This is a genomic window from Subsaximicrobium wynnwilliamsii, from assembly GCF_007997225.1.
Classification (GTDB): Bacteria; Bacteroidota; Bacteroidia; order Flavobacteriales; family Flavobacteriaceae; genus Psychroserpens; species Psychroserpens wynnwilliamsii.
The window spans coordinates 76386-88939 of sequence record NZ_VORM01000010.1 but is presented as its reverse complement, the minus strand read 5'-3'; the positions used below and the strand labels follow the sequence as shown (position 1 = coordinate 88939).

At 34.4% G+C, this 12554-nt stretch carries 10 protein-coding genes; 6 read left to right on the top strand and 4 right to left on the bottom strand.

The features are described 5' to 3' along the window. Positions 1-22 precede the first annotated feature (22 nt). The 6 genes from ribB to ESY88_RS10420 all read left to right on the top strand — a co-directional run bounded on the left by ribB (position 23) and on the right by ESY88_RS10420 (position 7560). Positions 23-1177, top strand: coding sequence for a 3,4-dihydroxy-2-butanone-4-phosphate synthase (gene ribB, locus ESY88_RS10445; protein ID WP_147086714.1), 1155 nt, complete (start codon positions 23-25; stop codon positions 1175-1177). Positions 1178-2247: 1070 nt separating this feature from the next. Then, entirely contained in the window at positions 2248-3021 is a 774-nt protein-coding gene (locus ESY88_RS10440) for a GLPGLI family protein (protein WP_189702578.1), read from the top strand. After that, positions 3005-5674, top strand: a complete 2670-nt coding sequence (locus ESY88_RS10435; RefSeq protein ID WP_147086712.1) for a carboxypeptidase-like regulatory domain-containing protein — start codon at positions 3005-3007, stop codon at positions 5672-5674. Before ESY88_RS10440 ends, ESY88_RS10435 begins: the two co-directional genes overlap by 17 nt. 559 nt (positions 5675-6233) lie before the next feature. Next, complete coding sequence (locus tag ESY88_RS10430; RefSeq protein WP_147086711.1) at positions 6234-6527, top strand: hypothetical protein; 294 nt, start codon at positions 6234-6236, stop codon at positions 6525-6527. A 44-nt stretch (positions 6528-6571) separates the two neighbouring features. Further along, positions 6572-7141: a hypothetical protein gene (locus ESY88_RS10425; RefSeq protein ID WP_147086710.1), complete on the top strand. Its 570-nt coding sequence runs from the start codon at positions 6572-6574 to the stop codon at positions 7139-7141. 140 nt (positions 7142-7281) lie between these two features. Then, entirely contained in the window at positions 7282-7560 is a 279-nt protein-coding gene (locus ESY88_RS10420) for a hypothetical protein (RefSeq protein ID WP_147086709.1), read from the top strand. A gap of 92 nt (positions 7561-7652) precedes the next feature. On the opposite strand, the gene ESY88_RS10415 is transcribed toward ESY88_RS10420, so the two are convergent. The 4 genes from ESY88_RS10415 to ESY88_RS10400 all read right to left on the bottom strand — a co-directional run bounded on the left by ESY88_RS10415 (position 7653) and on the right by ESY88_RS10400 (position 12413). After that, entirely contained in the window at positions 7653-8795 is a 1143-nt protein-coding gene (locus tag ESY88_RS10415; RefSeq protein ID WP_147086708.1) for a T9SS type A sorting domain-containing protein, read from the bottom strand. Positions 8796-8954: 159 nt separating this feature from the next. After that, positions 8955-9830 carry a DUF4412 domain-containing protein gene (locus ESY88_RS10410; protein WP_147086707.1) on the bottom strand — a complete coding sequence of 292 codons (876 nt, stop codon included), beginning with the start codon at positions 9828-9830 and terminating at the stop codon, positions 8955-8957. 538 nt (positions 9831-10368) lie between these two features. Further along, positions 10369-11370 (bottom strand): T9SS type A sorting domain-containing protein, encoded by a 1002-nt coding sequence (locus ESY88_RS10405; RefSeq protein WP_147086706.1) that lies wholly within the window; start codon positions 11368-11370, stop codon positions 10369-10371. Between the two features lie 2 nt (positions 11371-11372). Continuing rightward, the gene (locus ESY88_RS10400; protein WP_147086705.1) at positions 11373-12413 is read right to left on the bottom strand and encodes a right-handed parallel beta-helix repeat-containing protein; all 1041 of its coding nucleotides are present in this window, start codon (positions 12411-12413) and stop codon (positions 11373-11375) included. Positions 12414-12554 lie beyond the last annotated feature (141 nt).

Sequence of the window (12554 nt, the reverse complement as noted above, 5' to 3'; positions counted from 1 at the left end):
TGCATCACAAAATTAAATTATAATGAGTACCAGCATTGAAAATCGCACCTCCAAGGTGCAATTGAATTCTATTTCTGAAGCTATTGAAGACATCAAAAAAGGCAAGGTCATCATTGTTGTTGACGATGAAAATCGTGAAAATGAAGGTGATTTTATCGCTGCTGCGGAAACGGTAACGCCAGAAATGATCAACTTTATGGCGAAACATGGCCGAGGTCTCATTTGTGCGCCCTTGACTGAAGACCGCTGCGATGAGTTGGACCTGACCATGATGGTACAAAACAACACCGTGTTGCACCACACGCAATTTACGGTTTCAGTAGATTTGATAGGTCATGGCTGTACTACAGGAATCTCAGTACACGACAGATCTAAAACCATAAAATCGCTCATAGAAGCCGACACCAAACCCAATGATTTGGGACGTCCTGGACATATTTTTCCGCTGAAGGCAAAAAATGGCGGCGTACTTAGACGAACAGGACACACGGAAGCTGCTGTGGATTTGGCACGTTTGGCTGGGTTTCAACCGGCTGGTATTTTAGTGGAAATCCTCAATGAGGATGGCACCATGGCGCGTTTGCCTCAACTGATTGAAGTCGCCAAAAAATTTGACCTTAAAATAATTACGATTGAGGATTTGGTGGCTTACCGCATGGAACATGACTCTCTTATCATAAAGAAAGAGGATTTTAACATTGAAACACGCTTTGGCAATTTTAGATTGCGCGCCTATCAACAAACCACAAACGATCAAATTCACATCGCCTTGACCATGGGAACTTGGCCGCGAGAAGAAGCGGTTTTAACCCGTGTAAATGCGACTTTGGTAAACAATGATATTTTGGGAACCCTTACCAATAATGCCGATGAGAAGCTGGACGATATGTTCAGGGTAATAACCTCTGAAGGCAAAGGTGCAATCTTATTCATCAACCAACAATCGCAGTCCATGAACCTCTTGAAGCGTTTGTCGATTTTAAAGGAGAGTCAGGTTGTTGGCGAAGTAATCAAAGCGCCCAGCATTGAAATGGACTCCAAGGACTTTGGGATAGGTGCACAGATTTTACACGACCTCAACATCCATAAATTAAAATTGATCTCCAACAGCCAACAAACCAAACGGGTTGGCATGATTGGTTACGGATTGGAAATTGTGGAATACGTGGGGTATTAAAAATTCCATATTTCAAGATTGCAAAAAAACCCTGATCACAATACTAATGCGTCGCTCTTGCACAAGATGCGCTTTTACCAAGCAATCTGGATCAAAGCTGCAACACTTCCAACAAATTTATTTTCGATATTTCGGCGCTTAAGTCCTTTTGCTTCGGAAAAAGTTGAATTTAGAATCAAAATTATCTTAGGCCCGAAAGCTGATTTAGTTGTCAACGTATTTTGGGATTATTCCGTTTGATTTGACTTATTGTTTCAACAGTAAAATCTTTTCAATTTTAAAAGCTTACATACCTGTCAAAAATGGGTTTAATTCTTTTGGCTCAAAAATCTCATTTAATTTTTAAATTCAGCAGCATAAATCTTATAACATTTGAAATACAGCCTTCAAAAAGAAGACTCAAATTGTTGCTTACGAAAAAAAAAAAACGCTTTCGCAAGTAAAAAATAGACTTTAACAGTCAAATGTTAAAGTTTTGAGGATTTTAGGCTTTCAGTTACGGTTTTACCGTAGTCTCTAGGCTTGGCCTGGGTTGAACGGCGATTTTTATTTTGTAGGAAAATTTGTCTAATTGGTTTTTATTCTATTTCTTTGGATGGTTGGAAATGAGCAAATTGAGAAATTAAAAAACCTCTCAATATGTGATTTGACAACAGCGTTGCAACTTAAACAAGTGTTTGTTTTATTTTTAAATTGACTTCTTGACTTCTCACAAAAATAAATTTAGTCGACCTTATTATTGGGTCTAAAAATCAAGAAATTATGAAAAATGCCTTTTTTGCATTAGCATTTATGCTAATAGGATCATTTGCTTTCGCAAATGATGAATGTTCAGTTACTAAATATGAAGTTTATGAGATATTTGGTACTTGCACATACACGACAGAGACTACGACAACTTTACAAAATGGGTTAACGTTCACAACGTCTCAAAATTACGAAACAACCACAACTTCGTATTCAAATTGTGTGGAAAAAGCAAATGAACATGTTGCATTTCTAAATGCACTATAAAAATTCTAAACAAACCAACATCACATTATGATGTTGGTTTTTAACATAATATGAATATGTATAAATACATTTTATTATTTTCGGTTATCCTATCGTTTCAAGAAGGATTTAGTCAAAAAAACAAAACAATTTTAGTTGAATATCAAGCAACAAAAAATAACTTTAAAAACACGGAGACGTTGATAGCAGAAAAGGATAAAGCTATTTATATAATCGATTCTCTTTTAATTGAAAATGAAAAGAATACAAATATTGCCACATTTGATGAGTATAGCAATAAAATCACAGTATCTCAAAAAACAATAAAATTAGATGCTACTCGTTTTTACATGAATCAAAATTCAGATATTATATACTTCACACAAAAATTTAATGAAGAAATCACTATTATCAAAGACAGTTTATCTAGTTTCAATTGGGAATTACAGAATGAAACCAAAAAAATAGATGATTTCACTTGTAAAAAAGCAAGAGCTAATTTTAGAGGTTCTGAGATAATCGCTTGGTATACTGAGGATATTGGATTACCATTTGGACCATGGAAATTTAAGGGTTTACCCGGTTTAATTCTTGAAGTTTACAATGTTAATGACACTAATATATTTCATTGGAGCGTTACAAAAATTAAATTTCCTTATACAAAAGCAGTTAACTTCAATTATCCGGAAGATATGAAAATGATTAATTATCAAACCGTTGTGGATGATGCGGAAGAACAAATAAAAGAACACTTAAAAAGAAGTCAGGCTAGAGTTCCTCAAGGTGTAACACTCTCAGAAACAACAATAACACGCTCAGGTATAGAAAAGATATATGAATGGGAAAAATAAATGGCTTAGTCTAATTTTTATATTTATCATTCCATTACATTTTTTCTCACAGACTAAAATAAGTGGTTTAGTCATCGATGAAAATGAAAACATTATAAGTTCAGCCAATGTCATATTAAAGGATAGTACAAATGATGCAATCTTATCTTACACCTATTCTAATGATAATGGTCATTTTGACATTCAAACGGATACTTTTGGAAAATTACACCTACTAATTACTTCACTTGGCTTCTACAAGAAGCTAATTCCTATTGAACTAACTAAATATCAGAAAGAATTAAAAATCAAGGTTATTCTAAAAGAAAAAACTCTTGATTTGGACGAAATTATTATTCAAGCTGAAAACCCTATTAACATAAAAAAAGACACAATAAGTTTTAAGACAAAGTTTTTTGTGAACGGTTCGGAACAAACAGTAGAAGATCTCCTGAAAAAAATTCCTGGATTGCAAGTTGATGATAATGGCGTCATTAAAATAGGTAATCAAGAAATAGAAAAATTAATGATAGATGGCGATGACCTTTTTGAAAATGGGTACAGAATTTTGTCCAAAAACATGCCTGCATATCCAATTGAAGAGGTAGAAGTTTTGAAGAACTATTCTAATAACCCCTTACTAAAGGGTATAGAAGAAAGTAATAAAGTCGCATTGAACTTAAAACTCGATGAAAAATCAAAACGTATTTGGTTTGGCAATGTTGAGACAGGTATTGGCAATGATAGTTTTTATGAGTTAAGAAGTAATTTAATGAATTTTGGTAAGAAGAATAAATACTACTTTTTCACTAATCTAAATTCAATTGGTTATGACGCCACAGGAGATATAGAAAACCTAATTCGTCCATCTCGTAGGAACGAGCCTGCAAGTATAGGAGATAATCAAAGTGTGCATTCACTTCTTAATTTATCGCCAGGCCACCTTAATTTTAAACAAAACAGAACTAATTTCAATAATGCGGAATTAGTCTCTCTAAATGCTATTTTTAATCCAACCGAAAAGCTAAAAATAAAAACACTCGGTTTTTTTAATTGGGATGAAACCGACTTTTTTAGAAACAGCATAAATATTGTTGATGTTAACGGTACAAATTTTACCAATATTGAAGATTATCAACTGCAAAATAAAAACAGTGTTGCATTTGGCAAATTGGATATTACTTACAACATTTCTAAAACTAAAATGCTTGAAGCTACAACAAAATATAACAACGGTACTTTTAATGATGGTTCTAATTTAGTGTTTAATGGTAATTCTACGATTGAGAATCTACAACACCAAAACACACTTTTCGATCAAAAAATAAATTACACAAATAAGTTTAAAGACAAAAAAGTTTTTTTAGTCACAGGACGTTTTATTGACGAAAAAACACCTCAAAACTATGCTATTAATCAATTCTTCTATCAAGATTTGTTTCCTTCAACTACCAATGTAAACAATGTGAATCAACGTAGTATCAACCAAATGCAATATGTTGGCGTAAATGCACATTTATTGGACCGTAAGGATAATGGAAACTTACTTGAACTACAATTAGGCAACGAGTTTAGAAAAGATAAATTACAAACCACATTTTCGCTTTTAGAAAACAACACAGTTTTAGAACAACCAAACGATTATCAAAACCAAACGACCTATCAAGTTAACGACTTATATCTCAAAAGCAAATACCGATTAAAAATCGATGATTTTGGTATAGTTGGAAAACTAAACGTTGATCAACTTTTTAATCGTTTAGATAATAATGGAAATGCTTCAAGTCAAAATCCGTTTTTCATCAACCCAAGTTTAGGTTTTGATTTAGAAATAAATGACAACAACAAAATAACATCTTCATACTCTTACAATACCACAAATGCAACAGTTTTAGATGTATTTAATGATTTTGTTTTAACTGGTTTTCGTTCCTTTTCAAAAGGAGCAGGAAATTTTAATCAATTAGATGCTTCAAGTTTCGTGTTTAACTACCAACTCGGTAATTGGAGTGACCGCTTTTTTGCAAATACATTTATTCTATATAGCAAAAACCACGATTTCTTTTCAACCAATACAGCATTAAATCAAAACTTTAATTTGGCTGAAAAAATACTAATTAAAGACCGTGAATTTATAAGTATTGATTCTAAACTTGATTATTATTTCAAATTTATATCTTCTAATTTAAAGCTAGATTTAACATATACAAAAAGTGAATTTAAAAACATTGTTAATAATTCTGACCTGAGACGAGTAACTTCATACAACTACAATTATGGTTTAGAATTGCGTTCAGGGTTTAGTGGTGTTTTCAATTATCATATTGGTACAAAATGGAATACGATAGAAATAGAAACCACTATTAATAATTCATTTACAAACAACGTGAGCTTTTTGGATTTATCATTGGTCTTTAATAAGAAAATTGATTTTCAATTACAATCAGAACGCTATTATTTTGGTAATTTACAAACAGATAATACATATTATTTTTTGGATTTTGATGCAAGATATAAAGTTATTGAAAACAAACTCACTTTGGGTCTTACTGGCAAAAATTTGTTCAATACCAAAAGGTTTAGAAATTTCTCAATCAGTGATATTGGAAGTTCAACAACCGAGTATAGATTACTGCCAAGGTTTGTGCTTTTAAAATTAGAGTACCGCTTCTAAAACCAAAACCCAAGGTTAAAATACCAAACGCTTTCTCGCTCACTGTATAATTTACTATTTACGACACGAATTCATCACAAAAAAAAACGCTTTTGCATGAAAAAAAATAGACTTTAACAGTCAAATGTTAAAGTTTTGAGGATTTTAGGCTTTCAGTTACGGTTTTACCGTAGTCTATAGGCTTGGCCTGGGTTGAGCGGTGGTTTTTATTTTGTAGGAAAATTTGTCTGATTGGTTTTTATTCTATTTCTTTGGATGCTTGGAAATGAGCAAATTGAGAAATTAAAAAACCTCTCAATATGTGATTTGACAACAGCGTTGCAACTTAAACAAGTGCTTGTTTTTATTTTAAAATTGACTTCTTTAAAATTCAATTTTTTGTCGTCGCTTTCAGTTTATCCGCTTGTTCAAACGATAGCGATGAATCAATAATAAATGAGCAAAAGTCAAATTCAGAAATACAGGCTAGAAACTTCTTTTGTGGAGCAGGACAGCACTTGAAATTTACTTTTGAAAATGAACTATTTTTATTCAAGAAAGCTGGGGCAAAAAAAGGTACTTGCGCTGTGGTTTTGGGTTCTGTTATGATTCTAACTTAAATATAAGTTTTGACTGTGAACCAAATACACCTAAAGTTTCGCCTAGAACCGAGAACGCAGCTTACAATAGTACAACTCAAGAAACAAAAGCAGTAGGTGTTTATGACCCTGTAAAGAATGAAATTGTCTTTTATTTCGACAAAAATAGTGTTGGCCCACCTAATCATCAGCCTTCTGATTTTACAACACTTGATGTCGGTGTAGGTTTTTACCTAACAAGTAAAATTAAATTAGTAGAATGGATCTTATCTTAAAATTATTGAAGGCGACTTTTTTAAATATATTGTACCTTATACAAATGAACATTAAAAAAAAATTTACGATATTGACTTGTTTCTTGGCTCTAACGAGCCAAGGACAAATTGATACTAGATTTAGTGATAAAAGTAGTTATTTTGAATACATAGATAGGAAATATGCTATAGATAGCACAAAAATATATTATACGTTAGATGCGACCAAAAAAACCATTTTCTATTTTCCTGCGTTCACTTATTTTATTAGAAAAGATAAAATAATAACCATAGACGAAGTAGCAAACGAGCTCGAATCTTATTGCCCGCCAAAAAAATTGTTTGGACAACTTTCTTATGAACTTGTTTCTAATTTATTAGAACAACAAAATTACGAAGTTGACCTAATTCTTAAAAATTTGCATTCAAATGACATCTTAGACCAAAATGACGAAATAGTAGCTGTTTTTCTGTTTTCAGTAGATTATAAAAAATTAGGCGTGCGCTATATTAAACACAAAAAAAAGCTTGAGAATTTGGGGTTTAAAACCATTATACTTTCTATGGATATGCCATCTATACATGGGGTTACAGATTATTCTAAAATAAATCAACTTCGTGTTAAAAAGAACTAGCTATGAAATTTATCAGATTTCTTGTATTTATGGTTGTTACACTTCAATGCATCTATTCTCAAGATTTAGATAAGAAATCGTATTTATTTTCCGATATAAAATTAGAACCAAAACTAGTGTATGAATCTGTGTTAGTCTCTATGGATACACTATTTACTAAAGAGCCAACTTTTTCATTTTCTGAAATGAACCAGACCTATTATAATTATAATTCTAAAGAATTGAATGAACGCTTATTTTCAAATATAAATAGTATTGAAAACACCTATATAGACCACGAGACATTTTTAAGGGGCTGTGGTTATTTAGAAAATGGCGTAACCAATCCCATAGATAGTGCTGGCTTAATGTTGTCTTTAATTCTTAATAATTTTCTCAACAATGTTCTTCTTACAAATGGAATCTTTTCTAAAAATTAATATCTCAAGTTCAAAACCGGACTCGGTTGTCTAACTATTTTGCATTTATTCGAGTGAATTTACCTGCAACCATCATCATCTAAAAATAGCCACTACTTCTTAATAATTCGCTGGGTTTTTAGATTTCCCATTTTCAGAATATAAGTTCCTTGAGCCAAAAACTCCAAGTTCAAATTGGATTTGATTTCTAATGGATCAATGGTCTTGGAGAAGATGAGTCTTCCGTCCAATGCATAAAGACTTACATTTGTTTCAGTAGAAAAACCAGAGCTAAACTCTATATTTAGAACATCTTTGACAGGGTTTGGAAATAGACGCGTTTTAAATAAGTTTTGATTTGCCAGGCTCAATGTTGCTTCAGAATAGGAAACCTCTTCCTTATAAGAAGGCTCCCAATTGTCAAGGTTGGCGTCCCAATCCTCAAAAATATAGACACTACGATTATTGTTGGCATCGTAGGTACTCAACGCACGTTCTTGATTTACCCAATCAGACCCACTCCAAAATTGGTTGAGCAATTCTGTTTCCAACAGCCCGGAATAGGTAAATAGGCTGAGCTCTGCGTTGGACCAATTGCTGCCATCATAGGTTTCGGTAAGCACCATTTCTGGCAAGTCATTAAGGTTGTAGGTGACGGTAATTTGTTCATCTTGCTCCCAAGCTGCATTATTTGAATCCCAGATGCTGTAAACGCCAGAAGTTGCCAAACCCGAGGTATAGAATAACTCGAGAAGCTCATCATTTTCCCATGTAGCGGTTGAACTATTCCATACCTGGAACGTCTGCGTTTGGATATTAGTCCCAGAATACGTAATGATCTCTCTCGTGCTATTAACAAGTGCCATTGTAACATAATCGTAAGCTTGCCTGGTCCTACTGGTCAAATTGTTTGAACCGTCGTAAGCATAGGTTGATATCTCAGTATCAAACCACTGGTTGGTGGATTCATTCCAAAACTGATTCGTATTTGTAACAATGTCATTATTGGAATTATATACTTTATTGAAGCGGTATACAGTTTCCAAGCCTGGAAATAATAGCCCCAATATCGTGGTTTCCTTAATGCCACCGTTGGCGTAAGCATAAGATTCTATGATTTCCTGTTCCCAATCTGGAACATTACTGTCCCAAGAGAAGATTTTTTTCTCATCGACCTTGTAAACGGTTTGGCTTAGACCTTTTGATGGAACAAAAAAAACGAAGCACGAAAAACTTAAAAGTAAAATTTGTTTCATGGGAGTATTATTTAAAGGTTATTTATACAACATTGTAACTAATCGAAAATGTGAGCATCCCCTATTTTGCAAATAAATGCTTTCAGGGATACCCCATTTTAAAAAATCAAGTGGAAATATCTTAGCATAGCCAACTCCTCTGTTTTTCGTTAATTAACACTAATTATAATCAGCCTTACTTATGCTGAAAGACTGCTCTTTTATTGCAGTGCAAATCATATGCATGCGCTCTTTTTTCCGGGTACTGGAGTTATATTCCATTTCCAGCATCATTGAATTTTCATCAAACGGAATCGCTGATGAGCCCATATTTTTTTGCATGTCTTTCATATTGGCAAACATGCCTACAAAACTTACGGGTGCTTCATTAGTAATATAGACCTTAGTGCTGCCATCCTCATTTTTGATTTGGTAGCCTTTACAGTGATAGCCCAAAATGGTCTTGCTCGCTAGTGGTGTGACCTCAACATCCTCGGCAGACCCGTCTTGACCTAGTTGCCCGTTTTTTATTGATTCTTGCATTTTTTCATCTAATGGCATATTGACTTTCATAGCCATCTTTTGTCCATTGGCATCGATAAACGTAACCATGGCTTCCTTCGCAAGATCATAGACCACCACACTGTTGTTGTCTTGACCAGATGGAACAGCAGTTCCAAAATAACTCGCGTTGGGCTGTATATAATAATTAATGCGCATGTCATCTTTATTGGTGGTCATCTTCATATCCATGATGTATTGAAACTTATAGGTTTCAGGAATATCATTCATATCGCCGCCATAAACAGACATGGCCCTTTTGTTCATGGCGTCCCTCGACTTAGAGGAGTCTTTTTGTTTGTTAGCGTCTCCTTCTATCGCCTTGTCAATGGTTTTATCGGTGCCTTTGGAGACTTCTTCATCTGCTCTATTTAGAATGGTCCGCTCAGCAGCTTGCTCGGCCTTCTTTTTCAACTTTTTAAAGAATTGCGCATTGGCACTGCCTCCTGCGAGAAAAGCAATCATTATAATCACTACACTAAATCTAGATTTCATGTTACTGGATTTTATATTAAAAATTTAACTTTTCTTGTCTTTGGCGCGATCATTAAAAGGTCATTTACCAATATTTATCCCAGTTTTTTTTCGCTACACCATCACTTCAATGACCTGATATAGAATGGGCTATAAGTTAAATCTAAGCACTTAATATTGAAATAGCGCATCCCATGTATGGATGGTACTGCATCTTGTATAATTGGAAGAACCACATTATTCTCAGCTTTTTAAAGCAGTGTCTTTCTCAAGAAAATGGTATTAGATGAATATCCTATCTTCCCAATCAAATTAACAATACTGTGTAGTCTCTATTCACGAGCGGTTACTAAATGTTAGAAACCGGATAAATTCTCCAGAAGTCAAAAATGATTCACAATTGGTTTACATAAAAAAATTGCTATTTAAAACCTTTAAAAATGATTTTCACAAAAGTTTTAAATAGCAATTTCCAGAAGTCTAAAAACAATAGACCAAAATTGTTATGATTATATCCTAAATAGAGTTTGACTAATCAATGAAATCCCAATCTCTACGCCTAAGATTTAACGATTTTAACAACGCTGCGTTTGCCTGTCTTTGACTCAGTCACATGCAGCAAATAAAGGCCTTCGGCATAGCTCGAAAAATCCAATTTATGGAGTGTGCCGTTGGTTTTGGTTTGTATGAGTTCCTTTCCGTTTACATCGAATAGTTGTATCGAATAATCCAAGCCTGAATTAATTTTGACATTCAGGAATGTATGTGCAGGATTAGGAAAAACCTTAAAGTCTTGATCATTGATTTCTTCTACAGACAAATTGCTGTCTACGCTAAAAAGCGCAAATATATAGGTGGACCAATTATCATCCATATTTTTCACACGAATGTATAAATAATGGTTTCCATCTGTCATATCCTCTGGGACTGGGATCGCCAGCGTTTCATCAATCGTGAAACCTTCAGTAATGGCAATTGAAATACCATTGCCAACACCTGGATCGGTATCAAAAAAGTATTCGGCTCCTGTAATTGGTGTGGATACGAAATTATTTACGCTGTGTATGTAAAAATAATCCCTGTAATACAAACTCCAAGTACCGTCAAGATCTTGCGTACGCATATGCAGTACATGCAAGCCATTAGCAAGTCCACTGGTTGGAATGCTGAAAGTGTTATCGATTGTTTGCCCAGAGGCAATGGATAAAGCAATGGCATTACCAACGCCTGGATCTGTATCTATAAAATATTCGGCGGCACTCAAGTTTGAACCCGCTGCAGGCGCTTCAGTAGTGAGGATATAAAAATAATCACGATAGTACAAACTCCAGACATTACTCGTGCCCTTGACGCGAATGTGCAGGACGTGTAATCCATTGCTCAAACCGACAGTTGGAATACTGAAATTGGTATCTATTTGGTTGCCTGAGCTTATCGTTAGGTTGGTTGCATTGCCTATGCCAGGATCTGCATCTATAAAGTACTCGGCTGCTGTTATTTGGCTCCAGCCACTAAAAACAAGCCCAATACTCAAAAATATGATAAGTAATATACGTTTCATGTTTATTGTTTTTGAGTTGCTGTAAAGTTCACATTAAGTGTTTGTCCTGGAGCAACAACACTATTGGTAATTGTGATACTTTCTGGATACGGTGTAAGGTTAGGCCTTCCGTTGGGATCAAATAAAAAATTGTTGCCAAAAAGACCGATATCTGTTCCATCACTACCTGCATTGATTCCTGGAGAACCACTAGTCAAATCGTAATTGTTATTATAGAAATCGGTTACAGCATCTGATGGCACATTCACAAATAATGGATTTGTATTATTTAAATTGTTGCTACCTGCAAGTGCGGCAATCGTCGCACCATAAAAACTGTAAGTGATGTTACTCACAAAGGTAATGGTGGAAGGGGAAGTGCCAATTTCGGTTAAGGTACCAGTAGCTAAGAAAATATTGTTATTTACCAAAGGCCCATCACTGTTATAGAAAAAAATCGCAGAACTGGAGGTGCTGAGAAAAATATTGTTGGTAACAATACAGGTATTGTTCAAGGAGATTAGATACCCTCGCATGAAATTATTCTTTATTTGCCAATTATTGGTGCCATTTTGAGGGTTTACGTTGTCACCGGTACTTGTAAAATAGTTGCCTTCAATTACCCAGTTATCGCTCAAGTTGTCGGTTGTTGAACCCGTTACGCCAGCATTAATGCGATTGTTGATTATGCGAATATTATCCTGGTCAGGACTCGTGGTAGAAGAGCTACAACGAATGGATGATATAGAAAGCCCTTTGATTTCTGAACCCGCAGAATTATTTCTAAAAGTAATCGTTGAAATCGTAGCGACTTCCCCGTCGGTATTGGCAGGATTATGCCCAAAACCCATAAGTGTGAGCGATTTCCCAACATCAACGGCCCCATAAGAATCCTCTGAAGGGTAGACTTGAATAATGTCACCTGCACTTGCGGCATCTATGGCTGTTTGTAAATTTGTAAATTGAGCTCCAGATTGGTCTCGATTGTCAACGGTATGTACCGTTTGGGAAAAACTGAACAAACTCAGTAAACTGCATAAAATTGTAATTTTTAAAGTTTTCATAATGTGTAAGTTTTTAGTTGATAATTGTGTTAAGTATAAATCACTCTAGGCTTAAACATGTCATACGTTTAATCTGGAATGGTGTACTCCTCTTAACCAGACTTCACTTTTCACTGTTCCGATGTTTGTATTTTGCTTCTA

Coding starts and splice junctions, on each gene's coding strand:
- ribB (WP_147086714.1), top strand. CDS start 23: ATGAGTACCAGCATTGAAAATCGCACCTCCAAGGTGCAATTGAATTCT.
- ESY88_RS10425 (WP_147086710.1), top strand. CDS start 6,572: ATGAACATTAAAAAAAAATTTACGATATTGACTTGTTTCTTGGCTCTA.
- ESY88_RS10440 (WP_189702578.1), top strand. CDS start 2,248: ATGTATAAATACATTTTATTATTTTCGGTTATCCTATCGTTTCAAGAA.
- ESY88_RS10400 (WP_147086705.1), bottom strand. CDS start 12,413: ATGAAAACTTTAAAAATTACAATTTTATGCAGTTTACTGAGTTTGTTC.
- ESY88_RS10435 (WP_147086712.1), top strand. CDS start 3,005: ATGAATGGGAAAAATAAATGGCTTAGTCTAATTTTTATATTTATCATT.
- ESY88_RS10415 (WP_147086708.1), bottom strand. CDS start 8,795: ATGAAACAAATTTTACTTTTAAGTTTTTCGTGCTTCGTTTTTTTTGTT.
- ESY88_RS10405 (WP_147086706.1), bottom strand. CDS start 11,370: ATGAAACGTATATTACTTATCATATTTTTGAGTATTGGGCTTGTTTTT.
- ESY88_RS10410 (WP_147086707.1), bottom strand. CDS start 9,830: ATGAAATCTAGATTTAGTGTAGTGATTATAATGATTGCTTTTCTCGCA.
- ESY88_RS10420 (WP_147086709.1), top strand. CDS start 7,282: ATGGATACACTATTTACTAAAGAGCCAACTTTTTCATTTTCTGAAATG.